At 70.6% G+C, this 24,056-nt stretch carries 24 protein-coding genes and 1 tRNA gene; 7 read left to right on the forward strand and 18 right to left on the reverse strand.

Translation table 11 applies throughout. The features are described 5' to 3' along the window. Positions 1–66: 66 nt before the first annotated feature. The 6 genes from GQ466_RS20850 to GQ466_RS20875 form a co-directional block, all read right to left on the reverse strand. Entirely contained in the window at positions 67–468 is a 402-nt protein-coding gene (locus GQ466_RS20850) for a hypothetical protein (RefSeq protein ID WP_161104668.1), read from the reverse strand. Between the two features lie 302 nt (positions 469–770). After that, positions 771–1,127 (reverse strand): hypothetical protein, encoded by a 357-nt coding sequence (locus GQ466_RS20855; protein WP_161104669.1) that lies wholly within the window; start codon positions 1,125–1,127, stop codon positions 771–773. 608 nt (positions 1,128–1,735) lie between these two features. Next, positions 1,736–2,014: a hypothetical protein gene (locus tag GQ466_RS20860; protein ID WP_161104670.1), complete on the reverse strand. Its 279-nt coding sequence runs from the start codon at positions 2,012–2,014 to the stop codon at positions 1,736–1,738. 9 nt (positions 2,015–2,023) lie between these two features. After that, on the reverse strand, positions 2,024–2,386 hold the full coding sequence (locus GQ466_RS20865; protein ID WP_161104671.1) for a hypothetical protein: 363 nt from the start codon (positions 2,384–2,386) through the stop codon (positions 2,024–2,026). A 397-nt stretch (positions 2,387–2,783) separates the two neighbouring features. Then, positions 2,784–2,856: transfer RNA gene (locus tag GQ466_RS20870), tRNA-Val, on the reverse strand. Positions 2,857–2,912: 56 nt separating this feature from the next. Continuing rightward, complete coding sequence (locus GQ466_RS20875) at positions 2,913–3,461, reverse strand: dihydrofolate reductase family protein (RefSeq protein WP_161104672.1); 549 nt, start codon at positions 3,459–3,461, stop codon at positions 2,913–2,915. A gap of 113 nt (positions 3,462–3,574) precedes the next feature. Here GQ466_RS20875 and GQ466_RS20880 point away from each other — a divergent pair, with 113 nt between their 5' ends. Continuing rightward, positions 3,575–4,195: a TetR/AcrR family transcriptional regulator gene (locus tag GQ466_RS20880; protein ID WP_337193562.1), complete on the forward strand. Its 621-nt coding sequence runs from the start codon at positions 3,575–3,577 to the stop codon at positions 4,193–4,195. Positions 4,196–4,259: 64 nt separating this feature from the next. Here the strand turns inward: GQ466_RS20880 and GQ466_RS20885 are convergent, their stop codons facing one another. From GQ466_RS20885 to GQ466_RS20910, 6 genes are all read right to left on the reverse strand, one after another. Beyond that, positions 4,260–4,814 carry a carboxymuconolactone decarboxylase family protein gene (locus GQ466_RS20885; protein ID WP_161104673.1) on the reverse strand — a complete coding sequence of 185 codons (555 nt, stop codon included), beginning with the start codon at positions 4,812–4,814 and terminating at the stop codon, positions 4,260–4,262. Next, positions 4,811–5,689, reverse strand: coding sequence for an SDR family NAD(P)-dependent oxidoreductase (locus tag GQ466_RS20890; protein WP_161104674.1), 879 nt, complete (start codon positions 5,687–5,689; stop codon positions 4,811–4,813). Before GQ466_RS20890 ends, GQ466_RS20885 begins: the two co-directional genes overlap by 4 nt. A gap of 45 nt (positions 5,690–5,734) precedes the next feature. Beyond that, positions 5,735–6,640 (reverse strand): PAC2 family protein, encoded by a 906-nt coding sequence (locus tag GQ466_RS20895; protein WP_161104675.1) that lies wholly within the window; start codon positions 6,638–6,640, stop codon positions 5,735–5,737. Between the two features lie 74 nt (positions 6,641–6,714). After that, positions 6,715–7,674, reverse strand: coding sequence for a CbbX protein (cbbX, locus tag GQ466_RS20900; RefSeq protein WP_161104676.1), 960 nt, complete (start codon positions 7,672–7,674; stop codon positions 6,715–6,717). Beyond that, positions 7,671–8,096: a ribulose bisphosphate carboxylase small subunit gene (locus GQ466_RS20905; RefSeq protein ID WP_161104677.1), complete on the reverse strand. Its 426-nt coding sequence runs from the start codon at positions 8,094–8,096 to the stop codon at positions 7,671–7,673. Before GQ466_RS20905 ends, cbbX begins: the two co-directional genes overlap by 4 nt. Beyond that, complete coding sequence (locus GQ466_RS20910; RefSeq protein ID WP_161104678.1) at positions 8,096–9,529, reverse strand: form I ribulose bisphosphate carboxylase large subunit; 1,434 nt, start codon at positions 9,527–9,529, stop codon at positions 8,096–8,098. Before GQ466_RS20910 ends, GQ466_RS20905 begins: the two co-directional genes overlap by 1 nt. 219 nt (positions 9,530–9,748) lie before the next feature. On the opposite strand from GQ466_RS20910, the gene GQ466_RS20915 reads away from it, so the two are divergent. Next, on the forward strand, positions 9,749–10,615 hold the full coding sequence (locus GQ466_RS20915; RefSeq protein ID WP_161104679.1) for a LysR family transcriptional regulator: 867 nt from the start codon (positions 9,749–9,751) through the stop codon (positions 10,613–10,615). 40 nt (positions 10,616–10,655) lie between these two features. Next, complete coding sequence (locus GQ466_RS20920; protein ID WP_161104680.1) at positions 10,656–11,831, forward strand: saccharopine dehydrogenase family protein; 1,176 nt, start codon at positions 10,656–10,658, stop codon at positions 11,829–11,831. Here GQ466_RS20920 and GQ466_RS20925 read toward each other — a convergent pair. Further along, positions 11,791–12,921 carry a histidine kinase gene (locus tag GQ466_RS20925; RefSeq protein WP_161104681.1) on the reverse strand — a complete coding sequence of 377 codons (1,131 nt, stop codon included), beginning with the start codon at positions 12,919–12,921 and terminating at the stop codon, positions 11,791–11,793. The two genes, GQ466_RS20920 and GQ466_RS20925, sit on opposite strands and share 41 nt — an antisense overlap. Before the next feature lie 112 nt (positions 12,922–13,033). Further along, the gene (locus GQ466_RS20930) at positions 13,034–13,690 is read right to left on the reverse strand and encodes a response regulator (protein WP_161104682.1); all 657 of its coding nucleotides are present in this window, start codon (positions 13,688–13,690) and stop codon (positions 13,034–13,036) included. A 149-nt stretch (positions 13,691–13,839) separates the two neighbouring features. On the opposite strand from GQ466_RS20930, the gene GQ466_RS20935 reads away from it, so the two are divergent. From GQ466_RS20935 to GQ466_RS20950, 4 genes are all read left to right on the forward strand, one after another. Further along, positions 13,840–14,811: a phosphoribulokinase gene (locus tag GQ466_RS20935; RefSeq protein WP_337193563.1), complete on the forward strand. Its 972-nt coding sequence runs from the start codon at positions 13,840–13,842 to the stop codon at positions 14,809–14,811. A gap of 325 nt (positions 14,812–15,136) precedes the next feature. Continuing rightward, complete coding sequence (locus tag GQ466_RS20940; RefSeq protein ID WP_161104683.1) at positions 15,137–16,129, forward strand: trypsin-like serine peptidase; 993 nt, start codon at positions 15,137–15,139, stop codon at positions 16,127–16,129. Between the two features lie 311 nt (positions 16,130–16,440). Next, positions 16,441–17,442 carry a trypsin-like serine peptidase gene (locus GQ466_RS20945; protein WP_161104684.1) on the forward strand — a complete coding sequence of 334 codons (1,002 nt, stop codon included), beginning with the start codon at positions 16,441–16,443 and terminating at the stop codon, positions 17,440–17,442. 95 nt (positions 17,443–17,537) lie between these two features. Beyond that, positions 17,538–17,753: a hypothetical protein gene (locus GQ466_RS20950; protein ID WP_161104685.1), complete on the forward strand. Its 216-nt coding sequence runs from the start codon at positions 17,538–17,540 to the stop codon at positions 17,751–17,753. Positions 17,754–17,973: 220 nt separating this feature from the next. Here GQ466_RS20950 and GQ466_RS20955 read toward each other — a convergent pair whose 3' ends face one another. The 4 genes from GQ466_RS20955 to GQ466_RS20970 all read right to left on the reverse strand — a co-directional run bounded on the left by GQ466_RS20955 (position 17,974) and on the right by GQ466_RS20970 (position 24,034). Further along, positions 17,974–18,285 carry a hypothetical protein gene (locus GQ466_RS20955; protein ID WP_161104686.1) on the reverse strand — a complete coding sequence of 104 codons (312 nt, stop codon included), beginning with the start codon at positions 18,283–18,285 and terminating at the stop codon, positions 17,974–17,976. A 352-nt stretch (positions 18,286–18,637) separates the two neighbouring features. Next, positions 18,638–18,835 carry a DUF397 domain-containing protein gene (locus GQ466_RS31835; RefSeq protein ID WP_161104687.1) on the reverse strand — a complete coding sequence of 66 codons (198 nt, stop codon included), beginning with the start codon at positions 18,833–18,835 and terminating at the stop codon, positions 18,638–18,640. Further along, a complete protein-coding gene (locus GQ466_RS31840; RefSeq protein ID WP_161104688.1) occupies positions 18,832–19,641 on the reverse strand; it encodes a Scr1 family TA system antitoxin-like transcriptional regulator in 810 nt (269 codons plus the stop codon). Before GQ466_RS31840 ends, GQ466_RS31835 begins: the two co-directional genes overlap by 4 nt. 316 nt (positions 19,642–19,957) lie before the next feature. Then, the gene (locus GQ466_RS20970; RefSeq protein WP_161104689.1) at positions 19,958–24,034 is read right to left on the reverse strand and encodes a trypsin-like peptidase domain-containing protein; all 4,077 of its coding nucleotides are present in this window, start codon (positions 24,032–24,034) and stop codon (positions 19,958–19,960) included. Between the last annotated feature and the right edge of the window lie 22 nt (positions 24,035–24,056).

Here is a 24,056-nt window from a genome sequence, read left to right on the forward strand (position 1 = left end):
GTCCCGGCCGAACAGGCGGCGCGCACCGTCCAGCCAGGCCGGCACTGCCGTGGCGAACGCTTCTTCTCACTGACGCACGCACTGGCCGCCGCCGAAGTAGTCCGGCCCGGCGGCGCGCAGCTTCGACGCCTGCGCCATGACGAGCAGGCCGTAGAAGGGAATCGCGCTGAGCATGCCGATGGCGTTGTCGAACTCCTCAGGGGTGAGCCGGTTGCCGGTTTGGCATACGACGGTCCTGGGCGCGTTGCTTCCCAGCTCGTTCTCGATCTGGAGGGTGTAGGGAGCGTCGCCGCCCTGGCCCGGCCCGCATCCGCCGGCCAGCACCAGCCCGCCGCCGACGTCGACGACCAACCCAGTGGTGCAGGTGGTGCCGGTCGCAGCGGTGGCCGGGCCGGCGACGGCGGTGGCGAGGCCGAGCGCGGTGACGACTGCGGCGGCGCCCGCCGCGACGGCATTCCTGATGATCATGATGCTGCCCTCCTGTACGGCGCGCCGGAATCGAATCCACTTCCGGCCACAGCGGGTCTACCAGGCTCCGCTGCGACACTCCATGCATTGGATTGCACATCTTCCGGCGAGCAGCTCGTCCTTCCGAACGATTTTCACCCGTACAGCCCTCCTGAACTGCCGATCAGGCGCCGGATGCTACCCCGGGCGAGCGAGGCACCAACATCCACCCCTGCACGCTGCCTCGACCGTCCGCGAACACGCACTGGCGGTCGGTGCAGGAACGCACTGCGACACGTCGATTCAACCAGTGTTTCGGAAATCTAGACCAACAGACATCGACTGGCGATTGCCATCTTCGGATGGACACATATTTTCAAGTCGATCATCGACGTGCCCGTCCTGAACTCAAGCGCGATACCATATGACGATGAATCGGACCACAGGCGAAAGAGCTCTGCACCCTCATAAAAAATATCAAGGTTCGGCCCGTGCGCTTGGTTCAACCGCAACCTGACCGACCTCTCCACGACATCGTAGGAAAGGTCGAGCTCTTCACCCGACCCGCCCACCAAACGGATCGCGCGCGTGAATTCACCAGTCCCGGATGCGCGCGGCTCGACGCCCAGGGCGACAAGAACCTCCTCATCGGAAGGCACGACGAACTCAGAGCGACCCATCGAAAACCCCTTTCGAGCTGATGAGGGCCGGTCCCTCACTCCTCGTCACCGACGACGACACGCTGATACTCGTCTCCCGTGTCGAAGAACCGATCAATATACTCGTTTTTGCTCAACGAACCTTCCGTCAAAATCACCCTCCTTCAGAACAGCAGTCCGCTCATTTCGGGCGGGGGCGCCGTCGGCCCCACCTCGTCCAGACCTTCCGGAGCAGCCGGAATCAGTCGTCGGACGGACGATTCCAGTCCATCCTCACTTTCTGCAACTGCTCCGTGATCCATGCACGAGTTTCGGCGTCGGAATTACTCCAGAGGTAGCTGAGCGGCCGATTCGCAGCCTCCCAGCCCAGCCCAGCCCGGCCGCATCATGAGCGGCACGGTTCTGCGACTCGCCACCGGAAGCCGTGCACAAATCCCCGCCAGAAAATGAATTCGATCCAAAGTCTCCCGACGCTCACGACCGCCGTTGGACGGCGAAGACAGCGCCCCGATCTCCCTCAGCGCCCTAGTGACAAGTCCGCCAGAAAGTCGATACTCATCAACTGCGGTCGGCCTTCGCCAAGTCCGGAATCGCCGGAACACCACCACTCCTCCAGTCTCTTCCGTCAATCAACGATCTCCTGGGATCGACGCCGAAGACAATGCGCCAAAATGGGCGGCGAAGTGTTCAATAAATGCGCGCGACCGCTCACGCATTGCAGGATGCCGAGACTGTGCCATGGACCAGAGCGCGGCCAAACTGGCCACCGCGCCGTCACGATCCCCGACTAAGGCGCATGCGATGGCCAACTTCCGTCGGCGATCCAATGGCTTCTTGTCATGCCACATGAAACGAAGCACGTCGTCCACCGAACGAAATTCATTGAAGAACGGCCAGCCGACGCGCATCACGTCGGATTAAATTCGACTGCCGAGCGTTTCGCCACCCACTCCCGGCAGAACACTCCACCTTTCGTCAACTTCCCCGCCTTGTTCACAATGCAGATCCACGACGCTTCTTCCGATGGTGGCGACATATTTGGCCACATCGGGCGGCAGTGCCAGAAAAGGACCTTCCAACCGCGCCACTTCGGGCCACCTGACGGCTACCGCCGGAAGGAACATCGAGCCGTCCGAGCAGGTTTCAGGGCTGCCGAGGCCGATCTGGTAGACGATCGTCTCCTGCTGCTGAAGCTGGAACGAGTCGGGGCGCTCATCCGCCCGGCTCCAGCCTGCGCCTACCAGCCGGCCGCCAACATGACGGCGTACCTCGTCGATCACGGACACCAACGGGAACACCGCCAGAGACACCGTCTGCGCGGAGGAAGCTGTTTCACGCGCACCCCATCGAATCCACCGAAGCCACATGCATCTCCAGGCGCCTGGTTCGCTCGATACTTTTACGAGGCACTGGATCACCTTGTTCTGGCCGAGAGTCGCGCTCCGCACTCGTCGGTCATTATTCAGCCATGGCAATGCGGGATCGGGGGCGAGCCCGGCTCACGTTGGCATCATTGAGGTGGCCCGCTGTCCGCGCAAGGGATCGCCAACGGCCGAGCGGAATGCCGGGCGTGCCGTAGCGACCGCTCATCGTGTTCCAGCGGTTCGCGGGTGATCGAGGTTCGTCCGCGCCCGGCAGGGTGCGCGGCGGCGGACTGCCGGGACGGGACGGGATGGGTGGGGCTGGCCGGACTCGAACCGACGACCTACGAGGTGTAAGCTCGCCGCGCTACCAACTGCGCCACAGCCCCTTGACCGCAAAGACGATACCGTCTTCGGGGGCGTTGGCTGTACTCGGTTGTCGGTGTCAAGGGGCGGCCGGGGTGTAGGTCGTGTGCAGGACGCCCGTCGTGAAGGTCTTCTGCTGCGTCAGGGTCAGCGGGTGGGTCTCGGTGTCGGTGAAGAGGCGTGCGCCCTTGCCCACCACGATCGGGTGGATCAGGAGTTCCAGGCGGTCCAGGAGCTTTTCGGCCAGGAGCCAGCGAACGAGCGTTGCGCTGCCGGACATGCCGATGTCGCCGGGCAGGGACGACTTCAGGGTGCGGAGCTCCTCGGCGGCGGTGGCGCCGGGGACGATCGTTGTGTTGGACCAGGTCGCTTCGGTCAAGCTGTTGGAGACCACGTACTTGGGAATCTCGTTGATGAAGGCGGCGAAGGGCTCGTCGGCGCTCTGCTGCGGCCAGTACTGGGACCACTCGTCGTACATGGTGCGGCCCATGAGGAAGGCGTCGTAGGTCTTCATGCCCGCGCCGATCACCTCCCCCATCTCGTCGTTGAAGTAGGGGAAGTGCCACTGGTCGGGGCGTTCCACGACGCCGTCCAGCGAGATGAAGAAGTTCGCGACGATCTGTCCCATGATGACGACTCCTGGCGGCCTGCACGCCGGTCCTTCCGGCGCGACCCACTATCGCGGCCGGGTACGACAGAACCGAGGGGTCGGCGACGGAAGGCTTGTTCTAAAGTGTGAGCGTGACCGTCCCCACACATCGACGCCTGCCCCGCGGGCGCCACGCGCTGCCCCCCGACGAGGTCGCGCGGACGCAGCGCGCGCGGCTGTTCCTGGCGATGGCGCAGGCGATGAGTCGGCAGGGGTTCGCGGCCACGTCGGTCGGGGACGTCCTGAAGCTCGCCGGCGTCTCGCGCCAGACGTTCTACCAGCTCTTCTCGTCCAAGCTCGACTGCTTCATGGCGACGTTCGACGCGGCGACCGAGCTGCTGGAGGCGCGCCTGAACGAGGCCGTGGAGGGCGGCGGCACGCCGCTCGAACGGTTCGAGCGGGCGATCGACGCGTACGTGACGTCGCTGGCGAGCGAGCCGGGCTACGCGCGGCTGTTCCTCGTGGAGGCGCACGCGGCGGGGCCCGAGGCGATCAAGCGGCGGCTCCAGTTCCAGTACCGGCTGGCCGACCGCATCGCGGGGCTGTTCGACTCCGGGTCGGAGGACTCGCGGTTCGCGTGCCGGACGATCGCGGCGGCCGTCGCGTCGATGGTCGTCGGCCCGCTGCTGGACGACGACCCCGAGGCCCTGCGCCGGCTCGCCGACGACATGACGCGGCACGTCCGCAGGCTCAGCGAGTCCGGCGTCCTTTGACGGCCGCCGGGGTGACGGGCGTGACGAAGGTCGCCACGGCCGGGTACCAGCACGGCGAGACGTCCTACGCCCGCCGGATCTGACCGCGCGGCGCGTCCGGCTCGATGCGCAGCGCGCCGATGACGGTCGCCAGCATCTCGTAGTGCCCGGCGAGCATGCACAGCTCGACGCACTCGGGCTCGGTGAGGTGCCGCCGCAAAGCGGCCCAAACTGCGTCGGACAGGTCGCGGGAAGCGTGCAAAGCGTCCACGGCGGCGAGGACCGCCCGCTCCCGCTCCGTCCAGCCCGGCGCGGACGGCCCGGCGAGCACCCGCTCCACGTCGGCGGACCGCACCCCGGCGCGGCGGGCGAGCCGGACGTGGTGGTCGAACTCGTACTGACACGACCGCAGGTGGGCGACGCGCAGGATCACCAGCTCGCTCTCCCGGCGCGGCAGAACGCCGCCGGGCATCAGCGACCCGGCGAACAGCAGCCAGGTGTGGAACAGCCGCGGACGGCGCCCGAGCGTGAGGAACAGGTTGAGCGGCCCCGTCCCGGCGACGCGGCCGGACAGGCGCGCGAACAGCCAAGTGAACGGCCCGATCTCGGCGAGCCGGCCGGGCCGGACGCGCGGTGTCACACGGTCTCCCCGGGCTGCGGCGTGGTGAGCGGGGCGTTCTCGCCGCGCGCGATCTCCAGGGCGCGGTCCAGGTCGCGCTGGACGATCCGGTCCAGGAACGGCTGCACGGCCATCCGCACCGGCAGCACCCCGCCGACCCACCAGGGCGCGACGACGCGGCGGGCGCGCCGGGCGATGCCGCGTTCGAGGGCGTCGATGCCGACCTCCAGCGGCGTGACGCCGGCCAGCCCGGACGCCGAGCGCCGCTTGCCGATGAGCGCGGCGGCGGCCTCGGTGCCGAACCCGCGGCTGGTCATGTCGGTGTCGAGTTCGGCGAAGTAGGCGACGCCGACGCGGGCGCCGGACGGCCGCAGCTCGGCGCGCAGCGTGTTGCCGAGCGTCTCGACGGCGGCCTTGGACGCGCTGTAGGCGCCGAGCAGCGGGAGCTGGACGGCGGCGGCGGCCGACGCGACCGCGAGCGCGTACCCGCGCCGGTGCGCGACGTGCGGCCCGGCGGCGCGCAGCGTGTTGTAGGTGCCGGTGGCGTTGACGCGCAGGGTCTGGTCCCAGACGGCCGGGTCGCCGCCGAGGACGGGCAGCTGCGCGGCGATCCCGGCGTTGGCGACGACGACGTCCAGCCCGCCGAGGGCAGCGACGGTCGACGCGACGGCGGCGTCCACGGCCGCGCGGTCGGCTACGTCGCACACCGCCCACGGCGCGGACCCGCAGCGCGCCGCGACGTCGGCGAGCAGGTCGGGTTCGAGCCCGGCGAGGGCGACGCGGGCGCCGCGGGCGTGCAGGCGCTCGGCGAGCGCGGCGCCGATGCCGCGCGCGGAGCCGGTGATGAGGACCCGGCGCCCGGTCAGCGGGGGGAGGCGGCGCGCGTTCGCAATCATGCGCGGGACCGTATCACACGCAAACAGGCGTGTTCTTTTGGAAACTCACACCGGGTCCGTGCCGTCCTGCTCGGCGAGGAACCGCTCGAACTGGGCGGCGATCTCGTCGGCGGTCGGCATGTCCCGCTCGTCGGCGAGCAGGCTCTCGCGCTCGGCCGCGCCCGCGAACGCGTCGTACTGCTGCTCCAGCGCCCGGACGACCTTCTCCACCTCGGCGTTGCCCGCGACCTGCTCGGCGATCTCGGCGTCGGTGCGGGCGGCGGCGTCGCGCAGCCCGTCCGACGGCAGGACGAGCCCGGACGCGCCCACGATCGCCTCCAGCCCCGCGACCGCCGCCGCCGGGTACGACGCCTGCGCCAGGTAGTGCGGGACGTGCACGGCGTACCCCACCGCGTCGTGCCCCGCCTCCCCCAGCCGGAACTCCAGCAGCCCCGAGACGCTGCCCGGCACCTGCATCCGGTCGAACCACGCCGCCTTGTTGACCAGTTCGGGACGCGTCGCGTGCGACGTCATCCCCACCGGCCGGGTGTGCGGCACGCCCATCGGGATCCCGTGGACCCCGACGACGAGCCGCACCCCGAGCCGCTTGACGAGGTCGCGCACCGACGCCACGAACCCCTCCCAGAGCCGGTCGGGCTCCGGGCCGGTGAGCAGCAGGAACGGCGTGCCGACCTCGTCGCGCAGCAGGTGGACGGCGAGTTCGGGCGCGGCGTAGTCCGACCAGTGGTCCTTGTCGAACGTCATGGTCGGGCGCCGCGCCCGGTAGTCGATGAGGGAGTCCACGTCGAACCGGGCGATGACCCGGTGCTCCAGGGCGTCGAGCAGGTGCTCGCGCAGGAGCTGGCCGGTGGACCCCGCGTCGACGAAGCCGTCGAGGCTGTGGAGGAGGACCGGCCCGTCCAACGCGGGCAGGTCCCCGTCCAGCTCGTACAGGTCCTCTGGGTTGCGCACCGTACCCCCCAAGTCCAACGTCGAATGAACTCAACATTAGGACATGGCGGGCTTCTTCCCCGTCCCGCCGAACGTCAGCTTCCGGCGCCGAACACGCGGCTGCCGAGGAAGTCGTCGGCGCGCAGCGTGGTCAGCTCCGCGCGATCGACGGACCCGCCCGCGTCCAGCAGCCGGTTGGCGTGCCGGAGCCTGGCCCGCTCGATCGCGTTGCGCACCGACCGGGCGTTGGCGAACCGCGGCTGCTTGCGCCGCCGTTCGACGTACTCGCGGAAGACGGGCTCGGCGGCCGGGTCGAGCCGGTAGCCCTCGCGCTCCATCATCATCGTCCCGATCTCCTCCAGCTCGCCGGCGGCGTAGTCGGGGAAGTCGATGTGGTGCGCGATGCGGCTGCTCATGCCGGGGTTGGACGAGAAGAACGAGTCCATCCGGTCCTTGTAGCCGGCGAGCACCACCACGAGGTCGTCGCGCTGGTTCTCCATCACCTGCAGCAGGATCTCGATGGCCTCCTGCCCGTAGTCGCGCTCGTTCTCCGCGCGGTACAGGTAGTACGCCTCGTCAATGAACAGGACGCCGCCCATCGCGCGCTTCAGGACCTCCTTGGTCTTCGGCGCGGTGTGGCCGACGTACTGGCCGACGAGGTCGTCGCGGGTGACCGACACAAGGTGGCCGCGCCGGACGTACCCGAGCCGGTGCAGCAGCTCGGCGAGCCGGACGGCGACGGTCGTCTTGCCCGTCCCCGGACTGCCGGTGAAGCACATGTGCAGGTTGGGACGGCCCGAGTCGATCCCGAACCGCTCCCGGACGCGGTCGATCAGCAGCAGCGCCGCGATCTCCCGGATCCGGGTCTTGACCGGGACGAGCCCGACCAGTTCGCGGTCGAGCGCGTCCAGGACCTCGTCCACCTGCGAGTCGGCGCGTTCTTTGGCGAGGTCGATCGACGCGTCCGGGGGGAGCGGCTCCCCGGCGGAAGAGGTCTCCTCCTCCGCCGGGGAGCCCGACCCGGGACGCATCCCGAAGCCGACACGCTCGGTCATGACGTCGGGTACCGGTCGCCCTGCGGGCGGTCGAGCGCGTACGGGTGGGTCGTGTACTGGGTGCGCCGGTCGGAGACCTCGGTGCGGTCCAGCCGGAACCCGGGCTCCTCGGCGGGACGCTGGACGATGAACTGCAGCGCGGTCGTCTGGCGTCCGTACCGGGCGTCGTAGGCGTTCAGCCGGATGTAGTGGTTCGGGTAGGCCTTGCGGCACTCGTTCACTTCCAGCAGGACGCCCGCCGGGTCCTTGAGGTCGAACATCGGCAGGCCCCACATCTCCCAGTAGGAGTTCCGGGGGTGCGGGTCGTCGGTGAACTCCACCGAGCAGGGCCAGTCCCGGTCCAGGGCGTAGGCGATCTGCTTGGTGATCTCTTCGTCGGTGAAGTCCGGCAGGTACGAGAAGGTTCCTTGGGTCACGCGCATCAGATGCTCACCGGGGTCTCGACGACGTCAGGGGTGTCGGTGGACTCGTAGTTGAACGTGATGTCGCCCCAGGTGGACAGGGCGACGTCCAGCTCGCGGCTGTGCTTGGCGGCGGCGCGCAGGATGTCGCCGCCCTCCTTGAGGAAGTCGCGGCCCTCGTTGCGCGCCTTGATCATGGCCTCCAGCGCGACGCGGTTGGCGGCGGCGCCGGCGGCGATGCCCATCGGGTGGCCGATCGTCCCGCCGCCGAACTGCAGGACGACGTCCTCGTCCAGGTAGTGCAGGAGCTGGTGCATCTGCCCGGCGTGGATGCCGCCGGACGCGACCGGCATCGTCCCCGGCAGCGACGCCCACTCCTGGTCGAAGTAGAGGCCCTTCACCGGGTCGGCGGCGACCTTGTCCAGCCGCAGCGTGTCGTAGAACCCGGCGACGCTGTTGGGGTCGCCCTCCAGCTTGCCGACGACCGTCCCGGCGTGGATGTGGTCGACGCCGGCGAGCCGCATCCACTTGGCGATCACGCGGAAGCTGACGCCGTGGTTCTTCTGCCGCGTGTAGGTGGAGTGCCCGGCGCGGTGCAGGTGCAGGATCGTGCCGTTGGCCCGCGCCCAGTTCGCCATCGACTGGATCGCGGTGTAGCCGATCGTCAGGTCGATCATGACGATGACGCTGCCCAGCTCCTTGGCGAACTCGGCCCGCTCGTACATCGCCTCCATCGTCCCGGCGGTGACGTTGAGGTAGTGGCCCTTGATCTCGCCCGTCGCGGCCTGCGCCTTGTTGACGCCCTCCATGCAGTAGAGGAACCGGTCGCGCCAGCGCATGAACGGCTGGGAGTTGATGTTCTCGTCGTCCTTGGTGAAGTCGAGGCCGCCCCGGAGGGCCTCGTAGACGACGCGGCCGTAGTTGCGGGCCGACAGGCCGAGCTTCGGCTTGACGGTCGCGCCGAGCAGCGGGCGGCCGAACTTGCCGAGGTACTCGCGCTCCATGACGATGCCGTGCGCGGGTCCCTGGAACGTCTTGACGTAGTGCGTCGGGATCCGCATGTCCTCCAGGCGGAGCGCCTTCAGCGCCTTGAACCCGAACACGTTGCCGATGATCGACGACGTGAGGTTCGCGATCGACCCCTCCTCGAACAGGTCGAGGTCGTAGGCGATGTAGGCGATGAACTGGCCCTCCTGCCCCGGGACGGGCTCCACCCGGTAGCACTTGGCCTGGTAGTTCTCGTAGCTGGTGAGGCGGTCGGTCCAGACGACCGTCCAGGTCGCCGTGGACGACTCGCCCGCGACGGCCGCGCCGGCCTCCTCCGGCGGCACGCCCTGCTGCGGCGTGATCCGGAAGGCGGCGAGGATGTCGCTGTCCTTCGGCTGGTAGTCGGGGCGCCAGTAGCCCATTTCCGCGTACGGGATCACGCCCGCCGACCATCGGCCGCCGCTCATGTGCGCTCTCCTTCTCCGCCCTGACGGCGGGTCTTCCGGGCCGGAACGCGGCGCCGCTCCCGAGAAAGGACGGCAGGCCCAGGGGTCGACGGGAGAAGCGCCGCGTTCCGGCCACGGTGTCTCGTGGACGGGACGAGCTTCGCCGCCCGATACTTGCGCTGTCCATCAAGTGTTCCGGGCCGAATATCAAGCATTCGGTTGAACCAGGAGGTCGGGCCGATGACCGAGGGACGGTTGCGGACGTTCGTCACCCTCGCCGAGACGGGCTCGGTCCGCGAGGCGGCGCGGCGGCTGTACGTGACGGAGTCCGCAGTGTCGGCCGCGGTGGCGGGACTGGCCCGTGACCTGGGCGTTCCGCTCGTCCGGCGGGCGGGGCGGGGGCTCGCGCTGACCCCGCCGGGCGCCGTCTACGCCGGGTACGCGCGGCAGGTGCTCGGGCTGCTGGAGCAGGGCCGGGCGGCGGCGCGCGGCGCGGCGGACCCGGCGCGCGGGCCGCTGCGCCTCGCGGCGGTCACCACGGCCGCCGACGAGCTGGTCCCCGACCTGCTCGCCGGGTTCCGGACGCGCTGGCCGGAGGTGGAGCTGACCCTGTTCGTCGGGCCGCGCCGCGCGGTGTTCGACCGGCTCGCCGCGCACGACGCCGACCTCGTCCTCGCGGGCCGGCCGCCCGCCGAGCTGGCCGCGACCGTCCTCGCCCGGCACCCGAACGACCTCGTGGTCGTCGGCGCGCCGGGCCTGGCCGCCTCGTTCTCGCTGGACGCGACGCCGTGGGTGATGCGCGAGCCCGGCTCGGGCACCCGCGCGACCGCCGAGGCGTACCTGGCCGAGCACGACGCGGCGCCGCCCCGGCTCGTCCTCGGGTCCAACGGCGCGGTCGTCGCGGGCGCGGCGGCGGGGCTCGGCGCGGCGCTGGTGTCCCGGGAGGCGGTCGGCGCGCACCTGGCCGACGGCCGGCTCGTCGTCATCGACGCGCCCGGCACCCCGCTGGACCGTCCCTGGCACGCCGTCTCCGGCCCCGATCCCACCGCGACCACGCGGTTGTTCGTGGACCACCTCCTCGGCGCGCCGGGCTGGACGGCGGCCTGACACAATCGGCGCAGCCGATCCGTCCGCCAGGGAGCCGCCCATGCCCGCCGACCGCGCGTACGACATCGTCCTGTTCGGTGCCACCGGGTACACCGGCGGGCTCACCGCCGAGTACCTGGCCGCCCACGCCGGCCCGGACGTGCGGTGGGCCGTCGCCGGACGGGACCGGGGGCGGCTGGAGGCCGTCCGGGACCGTCTCGCCGCGCTCGACCCCGCGCTCGCCGAGCTGCCGCTGCTGCACGCCGACACCGGCGACACGGCGTCCATCGAGGCCGTCGCGACCATGACCCGCGTCGTGATCACGACGGTCGGCCCCTACGCGCGGCTCGGCGAACCGCTCGTCGCCGCGTGCGCCCGCGCCGGGACCGACTACGTGGACCTGACGGGCGAGCCGACGTTCGTGGACGAGATGTACGTCCGCCACCACGAGCAGGCCGTCCGGACCGGCGCGCGGATCGTCCACGCCTGCGGGTTCGACTCGATCCCGCACGACCTCGGCGCGTACTTCACCGTCAAGCACCTGCCCGAGGGCGTGCCGCTGCGCGTCGAGGGGTTCGTGCGGGCGCGCGGGGACGTCTCGGGCGGCACGCTGGAGTCGGCCGTCGGGATCTTCGCCGACCCGGTGCGGATGCTGCGCGCCGAGCGCGCCCGCGCCGCCGCCGAGCCGCGTCCCGCCGGGCGCCGCGCGCGGATCTCGCGGCGGCCCGTCCCGCACGCGCGGGTGCGCGGCTGGGCGCTGCCGCTGCCGACGATCGACCCGGCGATCGTCGTCCGGTCGGCCGCCGCGCTGGAGCGGTACGGGCCGGACTTCTCCTACGGGCACTACCTCGCGACGCGGCGGTTCGCGACGGCGGCCGGGCTCGCGGCGGGCTCGGCGGCGCTGCTGGCCGTCGCGCCGGTGAAGCCCGCGCGGGAGCTGCTGCTGCGGCTGCGGCGGCCGGGCGAGGGGCCGTCGGAGACCGTCCGCGCGCGCAACTGGTTCCGCGTGACGTTCGTCGGCGAGGGCGGCGGACGGCGCGTGGTGACCGAGGTGTCCGGCGGCGACCCCGGTTACGGCGAGACGGCCAAGATGCTCGCCGAGTCGGCGCTGTGCCTGGCGCTGGACGAGCTGCCCGACACGTCCGGGCAGGTCACGACCGCGACCGCGATGGGCGACGCGCTGATCGAGCGGCTCGTCAAGGCCGGGCTGTCGTTCCGGGTCCTGCGGGCCGGATGAACGCCGGGACGGGCACGATCGCCTCGACCGTCGTCCCGACCCCCGGGCGGCTCGTCACGGTGACGCGTCCGCCGAGCAGTTCGGCGCGCTCGGCCATGCCGCGCAGGCCGTAGGAGTCCAGCGGGATCCCGGCGTCGGGGACGGCGAAGCCCCGGCCGTCGTCGGCGATCCGCAGCCGCACCCGGTCGCGCTCGTTGTCCAGCAGGATGTCGACGGCGGTGCCGTGCGCGTGCCGCAGCGCGTTCGCGACCGCTTCCTGCGCGATGCGGTACAGCGCGGTCTGGACGTGGTCGGGCAGCGCGTCGTCCAGTTCGCCGGTCACGGTCACGGTGACGTCCAGGGACGCGCCGGTCTCGCGCGCCAGCCCGGCGAGCGCCGCCGACAGGCCGAGGTCGTCCAGCACCGGCGGGCGCAGCCCCCCGATCGCGGCGCGGGTCTCGGCGCCCGCCCGGTCGCACTGCGCGCGGGCGAGGCGGAGCTGTTCGCGGGCCTCGGGGTGGTGGTCGGGCAGGGCGCGTTCGGCCGCCGACAGGTGGAAGCCGAGGCTGGCCAGGCGCTGCGCGATGCCGTCGTGGATGTCGCGGCTCAGCCGGGTGCGCTCGGCCTCCTGCGCCTCGACCGCGCGCTCGGCGAACCGCTCGGCGGCGTGCTCGCGCTCCTCGGCCGCGCGCAGCCGCCGCGCCGAGCACAGGACGGGCGCGAACAGCTCGCCGAGCGCGGTGACGAGCGTCACGTCGTCGGGGCGGCACGGACCCGCGAACCGGATGTCGAGCACCGCGATCGTGGCGTTGCCCCGGTGGACGGGGATGGCGATGCCGCGTCCGTCGGCGTGCGGGCGGGCGCGGCCGTGCGCGGCGACCCAGCCCGCGTCGCCCATCCCGAGCGGGACCGGCGGGCCGCCCCATTCCAGCCGCCGCCCGTCCTGGTCGACCACGTAGACGTCGCAGAACGCCACCGCCTCCGCCGACCGGACGACGAGCCCGGACAGCTCGGCGGCCAGTTCCGGCAGGTCCCGGTCCGAGCAGGCGACGGTCACGATCCGCACGAGCAGGTCGCGGCCTCGTCCGGCCAGCAGGTCCAGCGCGCTCACTGTGTCCCCCGCTCGCCTACGGCGCGCCTTGAGCCGCGCGCTTCCCTCGTCGCTCTGGTCGCAAGCTCCCGACGCTCCTCAGTCCACCGCACGGCGCGCGCCTCCGGCGCGCTCATCGGAACAGGCCCTCGCGGAGCGCGACCGCGATCGCGGCGGAGCGGTCGGCGACCTCCAGTTTCCGGTAGAGCGCGCGCAGATGGCTCTTGACCGTCTCCTCGCTCAGGACGAGCCGCGCCGCGATGGCCTTGTTCGAGAGGCCGCCGACGAGCAGGCTCAGCACCTCGCTCTCGCGCTGGGTGAGGCCGCGGTTGGCGCCCGGCCAGAACTCGCCGCGGGTGAGGCGGGCGGCGGTGACGGCCATCCGTCCCGCCAGCGTCGGGTCGACGACCGTCTCGCCGCGCGCGACCTCCTCCAGGCGCCGGACGAGTTCCGGGCCGTCCACGCGTTTCAGCAGGTAGCCGCCCGCGCCCGCGCGCAGCGCCTCGAAGACGTACTGCTCGTCGTCGTAGACCGACAGGAACACCACGCGGGACCCCGGCGACCGTCCGGTCAGCGCGCGGCACAGGTCCAGGCCGCTCTCGGGGCCGAGCCGGACGTCCAGGAGCACGACGTCCGGGCGCAGCGTGCTGACCAGCCGGGTCGCGTCCTCGGACGTGGCCGCCTGGCCCACCACCCGCACGCGGCCCGCGAATCCCGCCAGCATCGCCTGGAGGCCGGCGAGGATCATCTCGTGGTCGTCGACGAGGACGACGCGTACGGGGGTGCCCATCGGGGCACGATAACAACCGCAAACTACCCGCCAGTAGCCCCCGCCGGACCGGGTTCACCCCCGCCCTCACCCATCCGGGGGACGACCGGTGAGGACGCCCTGCCTAGCGTGTCGGAGGACACATTGACCCCCTGCGAGGAGGAGGCCAGGTGCCCCATCGGATCGTGCACATGCTCCGGGCGCGCGACGCGGGCCGGCGGCCCGTCATGCTCGCCATCGCCGGCGACAGCGCGGCGGGCAAGACGACCCTCACCAAGGGGCTCGTGGAATGCCTCGGAGAAGACCGCATGACGGCGGTCTGCGTGGACGACTACCACCGGTACGACCGCAAGGAGCGTGTCGGCAAGCCGTTCACCGCGCTGCACCCCGACTGCAACCACATCGACATCATGGAGCAGCACCTGCAGCTCCTGTCGATGGGCGAGCCGATCCTCAAGCCCGTCTACGACCACGCGACGGGCGAGCTGGTCCGGCCCGAGCTGGTCACGCCGAAGGACTTCGTGATCGTCGAGGGCCTGCTGCCGCTGCACACGCGGCTGGCCCGCGCGTGCTTCGACATCACCGTCTACCTGGACCCGCCCGAGCCGCTGCGCCACTCCTGGAAGCAGCAGCGCGACTGCGGCAAGCGCGGCTACACCCCCGAGCAGGTCCAGGCCGAACTCGACCGGCGCGAGCCCGAGAGCGCCGCCTACATCCGCCCGCAGCGCCGCTGGGCCGACATCGTCGTGCGGTTCGCGCCCGTCGCCGGACGCGTCGACCCGCCCGGCACCCCGCTGTCCGCCGAGCTGCTGCTGCGTCCGACGATCGACCACCCCGACCTGGCCGGCGTGCTGGCCGAGGCCGGTCCGGCGGGCGCCGAGACCGCGATGCACCTGAGTCTTCACCGGGACGACGACGGGCGTCCGGTCGACGCGCTGCACGTCCACGGCTATGTTCAGCCCAACGAATCTGAAATCGTGAAAAAGGCGATCTGGGAACGGGTGGGGCAGCGCACCGGCGACGGGCGGCTCGACCCCGACGCTCTCGGCCGGTTCGGCGAGGGCACCAGCGACCCGCTGGCGATCACGCAGCTCCTGCTGCTGTACCACCTGCTGGACGCCGACCACCGCCAGGCCGCCTGATCCGGTTCCCCGCCCGCGCGGCGGGGTACCGGACGGGCTCGCGGGCCGCGCGGGGAGGCCCCGGTTCGCCGGGCCGCGCGGCACGCCACGACCGGGAGGGCCGCCCGACAGGGCGCTCGGGCGCCCTCCCGGTCTGTGTCTCCTGCCACGAGCCGCATGCGGACTGATCCCCGCCCACCGGCCGGCCTCACGCACACGCCGGGGTGCTGACCTCTTACGGACACCTGTCCCACATTGTCCTTTTTGCGGCACTGGCGTCTCATGAACGTCGTCAGCGAGAACCCCAGGAATCGAGGTCCGCATGCGGTCCCCCTTACGACTGATCATGGCGTCGGCCATGGCGGCGGTGCTCGCCGCCGCGACGGCGTCCGCGGCGAACGCCGCACCGGCCGTCCCGGCGGCACCGGCGGCGAAGACCGCCGGGACGAGCGCGAGCACGGCCCGGCTCTCGGACGGCAGCGCGGTCAACAGCGCCGCCGCGGCGGCGAAGGTCGCCAAGTACTGGACGGCGGCGCGCATGAAGGCCGCCCGTCCCGTCCCCGTCCCGAAGGCGCGCGCCGGGGCCCTCGGCGCGGCCGGGCCGACCGGGAGGGCGGGGTCGTCGCCGTCGGCCAGGGCCATCGCGTCGGCGGCCAACAAGATGGCGGGCGGGAACCTCAAGCTCGCGGCGGCCATCACCGAGTCGGCCGTGGTCGGCAAGGTGTTCTTCCACAAGCCGAGCGGCGGGGACTGGGTGTGCTCGGCGAGCGCGCTCAACAGCCCGTCCAAGCAGCTCGTCATCACCGCCGGGCACTGCGTCCACGAGGGCGCGGGCGGCACGTGGGTGACGAACTGGACGTTCGCGCCCCGCTACCGCAGCGGATCGCGTCCGTTCGGCACGTTCGCGGCCAAGCAGTTCCGGACGTTCAATTCCTGGATCAGCAGCAGCGACCTCCAGCGCGACGTCGGCATGGTGACGACGTGGCCGCTGAGCGGGAACAAGCTCGTCAACGTCGTCGGCGGCAACGGCCTGAACTGGAACTGGCCGAAGAACGTCGCGGTGACGATTCTCGGCTACCCGCAGAACGCGAACAACGGTGAGATCCAGCAGTGGTGCCAGGGCACCACGTACGACGGCGGGAACTACACGATCGCGCTCAACTGCAACTTCAACGGCGGGTCCAGCGGCGGCCCCTGGATCATGAGCTTCGACAACGGCACGGGGCTCGGCCAGACCGACGGCGTGATGAGCACGCTCGGCTCGGGCGGCGTGAACCGGGCGTCGTACTTCGACGACGCCGTCAAGGCGATGTTCGACGCGCAGGGCAGCGTGACCTGACGCACATTCCGCGTTCTCCGTCCCGTCGGACCGGTTTTTGGCCGGATCCGGCGGGACGTCGCCGTTTCACGACAATTCCGCTTCGACGCGGGCGCGCCCGGCGCGGTTCCCGGTTTCTCGGTTAATTCCGAATGAACGGACGGGCGACGACCGGCGGGCCGGACCCTGGTCCCCACCCTCCGACCGTCTAAGACGCAGCCGGATGGCTCCCGGTTCGTGGCCCTTTTCGGACTTGCGAAGAACATTGTGCTTTGCCCGGAGACAGGGTGTCATTGGACCCGTCCAGAAGCACTGAAGGAATTGAGGTCCGCATGCGGTCCGCCCTCCGACTCATCACGACGACGGCCACGGCCGGGGTCCTCGCCGCGGCGCTGGCCTCGGCCGCGAACGCCGCCCCGGCGAACCCGGCCGGCACGAGCGCGAGCACGGCCCGGCTCACCGGCGGCGGCGCGGTGACCAGCGCCGCCGCCGTCGAGCAGGTCTCCAAGTACTGGACGGCGGCGCGGATGAAGGCCGCCCGTCCCGTCCCCGAGCCGAAGGCGCCCGCCGGGACCCCCGCCGCCGCCGCGACGGCGACCGGCAAGCCCGGCTCCACCCCGTCCGCCGGGGCGATCGCCTCGGCGGCCAACTCGCTCGCGGGCGGGGACGCGAAGCTCGCCGCGGCCATCACCGAGTCGAGGGTCGTCGGGAAGGTCTTCTTCCACAAGCCGAGCGGCGGCGACTGGGTCTGCTCGGCGAGCGCGCTCAACAGCCCGTCCAAGCAGCTCGTCATCACCGCCGGGCACTGCGTCCACGAGGGCAAGGGCGGCAAGTGGATGACGAACTGGACGTTCGTCCCGCGCTACCGCAACGGATCGCGTCCGTTCGGGACGTTCGCCGCCAAGCAGTTCCGCACGTTCAACGCGTGGATCAGCAGCAGCGCCTACAACCGCGACGTCGGCATGGTCACGACGTGGCCGCTGAACGGCCGCAAGCTCGTGAACGTCGTCGGCGGGAACGGGCTGAGCTGGAACTACCCGAAGGCCCTCAAGGTGACCGTTCTCGGTTACCCGAGGAACTTCAGCAGCGGCCAGGTCCAGGCCTGGTGCCAGGGCACCACGCGGGACGCGGGCGGCGGCCGGATCGCCCTCAACTGCAACTTCCAGCCCGGCTCCAGCGGCGGCCCCTGGATCCGCGCCTTCGACAACTCCACCGGTCGCGGCCAGACCAACGGCGTGACGAGCACGATCAGCAGCACCGGCGGCGTCAACAAGTCGCCGTACTTCGACACGGCCGTGAAGAACATGTTCGACGCGCAGGGCAGCGTCACCTGATCCCGTCCGATCCTCGCCCCGCCGGCGCCGGCCGCATAGGCTGGCGCCGGCGGGTCTCGCGTCCGGTCGGGCGCGGCAACAGAGAAGAGTCACCCATGAAGCGCACTCTCGTCCTGGTCCTCGCCGGCGCGGCGACGGCCGGCGTGCTCGTCGCGGCCGGGTTCGCCCTCTCGGCGTCCGCCGACGGCCCGAAGCCCGCCGACGACCCCGGCGCGTCCACGTCCGGCCCGGTCCAGAAGCAGGACCCGGGCTACTGGACGAAGGAGCGCATGGAGCAGGCCCAGCCCGCCCCCATGCCCACCGACGACTGACGCCGCGTCGCGCTCATCCGCCCGGACGAGCGCGACGCACGCGCACCGGAACGCACAGCGTCCGCCCCGGAGACGCGGGGTGATGCCGCGCACGAGGGTTGCAGTGCGCGCTCGTGTGGGTCTCGGCGGCCGAGATTCCGACGGACGGCGGCAGGCCGCACGATCGACGAGCAGGTGGATCTTCGACCCGTTCGTCCGGAGCGAGGCCGGGCGGATCCCATCAGCTGCAGGGATTGTCGCCGGCCTGACCGCAGGGACTTTCAGCGATTACTTCACCGCTGTCGCAGTAGATTGCGCAGCCGGCGCCGTCGCCGACGATCTCGATATGATGATATCCCCCGGACAACTCCTCCTTCGTATTTACTGGCACGAATTTCCTGACCGTGGTGGGATCCAGTCTCCTGCCCACGAGTCGCGCGTGGATCAGTGCCAGTTCCTCAAGCCTCCCCTGGATCTCCTCCCGGAGCCGGACGAGCCGAGCGGCATCTTCCGGACCCGCCTGAACAGCGCGACCGCGATCGCCATCAGTCATCAGCGAACCCTCTCCTTCCTCGCCGTAAGGCACGACCGGGCCCGTCAATCCGACGCCGAGCCCACTGGACAGCGGTCACACTCGGGACCACAGACTGTGCCGATTACCACCACATCGGACATACCCGGAGACGCAACCCCCAGCGCACCAACCGATATGAGCACTACGGTCAACATTTGACCTCGGCCAGCCGGACGCGATCATCCCCGCGCCCACGTGGCGCAAGTGCCGCGGGGCGACCTGGAACCGCAGCTCGCACTGCCCCAGTGCCGAGGCGTTAACGAGCGGACCACCGGGAAATGCGTGAACCCCGGCGCTCGGCCGGGGTTCACGTGGTCTTGCGAGGGGTTGGTCAGAGGTTGAGGTCGTTGCGCTTGGCCTCGGCGAGCAGGGCGGCGAACGTGGCGGGGGTGAGCGTCAGGTGACCGGCGGACGGGGCCTTGCTGTCACGCAGGCCGACCGTCTCGGAAAGCTTCGCCACCTCAACGCACTCGGACATCCCGCCGTTGTTTCCGCCGCTTCGGGTGCTTTTGCGCCACTGTGGGGTCACTGGAACTTCTCCATCGTTTCTCGGATGAGCCGCAGGGAGGCGTCCACGGGCAGAGCGTGGTCCCCGATGCGCGCGAACTTCACTCGCAACGAGCTTACATCCGCGCTGTCTGCGGTGAGCCGTCCTCCCGCACTGGCCTCGGTGTACGCCTGCTCTTCCTTGGCCGTTGCCATGAGCATGAAGGCGCCGTCGCGGCCGACGGTCGCGCCGACCGAGCGGGGCAGGATGCGAATCGTGATGTTGGGCTGCTCGGCCAGCTCCAGGAGGCGGGCGAGCTGTGCGCGCATGACCTCCGAGCCGCCCACCGGCGACTCGATCACGTCCTGGTAGACGTAGGCCCAGACGAGCGGCCACGGGTCGCGGGACAGGAGAGCCTGCCTCTTCATGCGAGCTTCGACGAGCTTGTCGATCCCGCTCAGGCCGTAGCACTCGAACACGGCGCTGGCGTACTCGGGCGTCTGGAACAGGCCGGGCACCCAGGACGTTTCCCAGATCCGCACCTCGTCGGACTTCGCCTGGAACTCCTCATGGGCCTTGAACCACTGCGGGTCGTGCCCGGACTTCGCGAATTTCACGAGTCGCCCATACAGGCCACCCGTATTCCATGCGGCATCAATCTTCGCCGCGTGGAACGCCTGGAGTCGCGTATGTCCCGACTCAACACGGGACACCAGCGAGCGCGTGCGGTCGATGACCCCACCGACCGCGTCCTGCGACAAGCCCCTCGATTCGCGGTCGTTCCGCAGGTGATCGGCTATGAGATCCCACAGCGAACTGTCGGGATCGAAGTCGTGACGCAGTTTCACGGACCCTCCTGTTGTTGCATTTCGCGGGCTCACCTGGCCAGGGGGTGGCCTGGGAGGCAGTCTTGGAGTACCGAACCGAGAGAATCGGGAAGGTCCGTCGTGGGGGCACGATGACCTTGAACGTTACGTCGGTTCGCGTCTCGGGTTAAGACGATGCATGGTTCGCGGCGGCAGCGCAAGAAGTCTTTCGGAAGTTTGGGAAAGAATTCTGTAGCTAGCTCGCGTCCCACCCGTCAGATGCCACGAGACCACCGAACGTGATAAAAGGAAAACAACAGTCGATCGTCACACCGACCACGAAAGGACACCCAATGGCTCAGGTGATGTTGCGCCCGTCCAGCCGGATGAGCGCAATGCCGGCGTCCATGCCGACCGCCAGCCCGGACGCCACGCTCGCGACCGCGTGCGCGGTGTGGTGGACCGGGATGGTGAGCGGCGCCGCCGACCGCAGGTCCCACACCCGGACCGTCCGGTCACTGCTCGCCGTCGCCAATCGCACCCGACCGTTGCCGCCGGGCAGCGCGCAGACGGCATTCACCGAGTCGGTGTGCCCTTCGAGTACCTGCCGCACGGTCCCGGTCTCCGGATCCCAGAGCCGGACGGTGCGGTCGTTGCTCGCACTCGCCAGCAGCACGCCTCCCCCGGCGTCGGGACTGACCGCCAGCGCATTGATCCCGCCCTCGTGGCCTTCGAGGACCGCACACAGGGACGCAGTGCGCGGATCCCAGAGCCGGATCGTCCGGTCCTCCCCGGCGGTCGCCAACAAGATCCCGTGACCCGGGTATGGAACGGCGCAGACCGCGCGAACCCAGTCGGCGTGACCGCGTAGAACGCGCTGGACGGTCCGGGTCCGCAGGTCCCAGATCTGCACTTCGCAGTCGGTGCCCCCGGTGACCAGCAGTGTTTCGCCTTGCATGGGAAGCATGCAGACCGTAGTGACCGAATGCCCGTAGCCCTGCCTTAGCAGCCGGTGCTGTCCGGTACCCGGATCGACGAGCCGTACCGTGCCGTCGTTGCTGGCCGTAGCGAGGTAGACGCCGCCCGAGACGCGCAATGCGCATACAGCGTTCACCGACCGGTTGTGGCAGTGGTAGGAAACTACGGTCGCTCCGTCGACCTCGTCCACAACGTTCACTGTGCTTTCTCTGCCGACGGCGGCCAGCAACGGGCGTCCATCGGGACCGGTGAACGGGCAGAGCGCGTTCACCGAGTCCGCGATGGGCGGGAACGGAAGCGCGTCGTCGCGGTCTCCGTAGTCCCAGATGCGCACCGTGTGGTCCTCCCCGCCGGTTGCCATCAGCGTCTTGCCGCCGGGCTCGGGGAAGGTGCAGACGGCGCTCACCCGCTCCGTGTGACCGATGAGCACCTGGTGTCCGAAACGATCGTGGAGATGGCAGATCCGCACGACGCGATCGTCCCCGACGATCGCCAAGCGGGCGCCGCCAGCCGGTTCGCGAAGCGCGCACACCGCACTTCCGTTCGTGTGATAGCCCACCAGGATCCGGCTTGTGTTGTTCTGCAGGTCCCAGAGGTACACGGCGCGCGTGTCGTCCACGATCGCCAATACCGTTCCGCCGTCGGCGCCTGGCACGGCGCACAGAGCCCGCACGGGCAGGCCAGAACCCAGATGGCTCTTGAAGACAACGCCGGAGTTGGGGTCCCAGATTTTCACCGACCCGTCCTCGCTGCTGCTGGCCAGTAGGGGAACCTCACCGGGGACGGGGCAGATCGCTCCGCAGAAACCGGAGTATGCACGAAAATTCTGCCCGGCGAGCGGGTCACAGATCCAAAATATGCCGTTCAGTCCGCCGCTCACGACCAACGGCGTCCCGTCCTGGTCGCGCAGTGCGCAGAGCGTCTGCACAGGTCCGACATGGGCCTCGAACTCACGACGCGCGATTCCGGTGACGGGATCCCAGAGTCGCACGATCCCGTTCACGCCGGCCGTGGCCAGCAATGCCCCGCCGTCCGGCAGTGGCACCGCGCACAGCGTGAGCACCCAGTCCTTGTCGAATTTCAGGACGTGGCGAGTGCTGCCCGTCGTCGGATCCCAGATGCGGACGGTGCCGTCGTCGGCGGCGGACGCGAGCACCACCACCCCGTCCGGGAGGATGAGCGCACACAGTGAGCGCACCGGCCCGGTGTGGCCCTCGAAGCGGGTGACCTCCTGCCGGAGGCGCGTGGTCGCCCAGACGGGCCGGTAGGGGATGTCGGCAGTGTCCGTCAGCGCGGTGAAAGTACCGTCAAGCCCTTCCATCTTCTCGGTGAGGGCCAGCATCGCCAAGCGTTCGGCCGCGTCGGCGCGCCGGGCCTGCGGTGTCAGGTCGAGCAGGCGGACGCGCGTGCGTCCCGCGTCGGTCCGGGCCAGATGCTTGTCGGCCAGCAGGCGCGGCAGGTCGGCGTGCAGGATGTAAGCGGGATCGGCCAGCAACGCGTCGAGCATCCCGGCGGGTGCCGCGTGGGCGGGCAGTGAGCGCAGCAGGTAGGCGGGCGCGTCGTCCCAGCCGGTCGCGTGGCCGTGTGCCAGGAAGGCCGTCACGATGGCGCACTCGTCGTCCGACCTGGGCGTCAGCTTGGCGCGCGCTTCGAGCAGGACGTCGTCCAGCGCTTGATGGAAAAGCCGGTACGACCGGCCGTGTGCGGTCTCGACCAGGAAGTTCGCCGCCGATGAGCGGGCGAACGCGCGCAGGTCGCGGTCGGTGAACGGGACGTCGGTCAGGGCGTTCACGGCGATCCGCCACAGGTCGATGGGCAGACCGGGTGCTTGGGCGTAAGCGAGGACGGTGAGCAGGTCGGCGGCCGGGATGCCGCGCACCGGCGGGACGCGGGCGAGGAAGGCGTGCAGCGCGTTGTCGACCGTGCCGACGAACGACAGAGCGTTCGGATCGACCGGGTCGGTGTCGTACAGGCCGTGACTCTTGGCGACCAGGCCCGCCACCAGGAAGTTGCGGTCGGAGCGCTCGGCGATCCGTTCGGCGACCGCCTCCGCGATGTCTTTGTCGTCGTAGGGGTTGCCGAGGCGTTCGGCTCCTCGGAGCTGGAGCGTGGCTAAGGCGTAGGCCGCGAGGTCGCGCAGCTCGAAGTATTCGGGCAGGTCCAGGTCGATGAGCGCGCGGCCCGCGCCGAACGTCTCCAGCAGGTCGCCGATGTCGTCGTGGCGGCGCGTGCCGACGACGAGCCGGACGCCGACGTCGGCGCAGGTCTGGGCGAGCGGCAGGACGATGTCGCCGACGACGCGGCGGGCGTCGACCGGTGTGGACGCTTCGTCCAGCGCGTCCACCACGATCGCGAATGGGCGGGGACGCTCGGTCAGTTCGGCGCGCACGGCGGGGGCCAGGTCGTCGGGGCGTTCGGGAAGCGGGGCGGACGCGGCGCGTGCGATCTCCGCCGCGACTTCCAGGGCCGTCTTGCCCTTGGCGTGGACGGCGCACTGGACCGTCCCGGACGTCGCGCGGACGCCCTTGTCGTCGGCGGGGAGTTCCGCGCGGAGCGTGGGGTCGGCGGTGGTGACGATCCGGCCGAGCACGGCCGACTTGCCGACGCCCGGTGAGCCCGTCACGACGAGGACGCGGCGGTCGGGACGGTCCGCGTCGAGCCAGCCGACGATCTCCGACAACGCAGTGCGGCGGCCCTCGAAGCGGTGGCCGCGCTCGCTGTCCACGGTCACGCCCCGGGCGCGCGGGCTCCAATGCCGCGCGGTCTCGGGATCGTCGCTCAGATTCCAGCCGGAACCCGGACGGCGGGTGATTCCCCAGGACGTTCGGGCGACCTCGTCGGCGTCCCCGGCGGTCCAGGCCGCGAGGCGGTCCAGTTTCGCGTCGGGAAAGCAGGAGATCGCCTTGTGAAAGGTCACGGCCTTTCCGTCGCCCGCCGGATTGGCCTGCACGACGACGCCGACGACCGCCTGGTACTCCGGCGACCACAGGCCGCTTCCGCTGAAGCCCCGGCGCAGCGTGGAACGCGAATCCGGACGGGCGTCGAGACGCACGAAACCACGTCCGAGGTCGATCCCGACAACGCCCCGAGCGTCATTTCCGTGTACTTCCCCGTCCGGATATCCGAACGTCCACCAGGCCCGGTCCACCAGCCCGGCCGGCGGCGGGTGCCGGACGGGCGCGGGCGCCACGCCGCACGGCCCGTCGAGCGTCAGCAACGCCAGGTCGTAGCGCGGCGCCCGCTCGACCCGGACGACCCGGTGCCGCTCGTCGTCGCGCTCGGATTTCGGGAACTCGACCCACAGATCGTCGGTGACTGCCACATGGTTGCAGGTCAGCAACCGGGTGGCGTCGACGAGCACCGCGCTGCCGCAGGCCCGGTCGCCCGCATAGACCAGCGCCGCCCATGCGCTGTCGGCGGGATGGGGCGACGCCGAGCCGCCCGGAAAAGGGGACATGAAAGGTTCCAGAGAACGGGGC

Origin of the sequence: Actinomadura rayongensis, from assembly GCF_009831215.1 — a bacterium.
Lineage (GTDB): Bacteria > Actinomycetota > Actinomycetes > Streptosporangiales > Streptosporangiaceae > Spirillospora > Spirillospora rayongensis.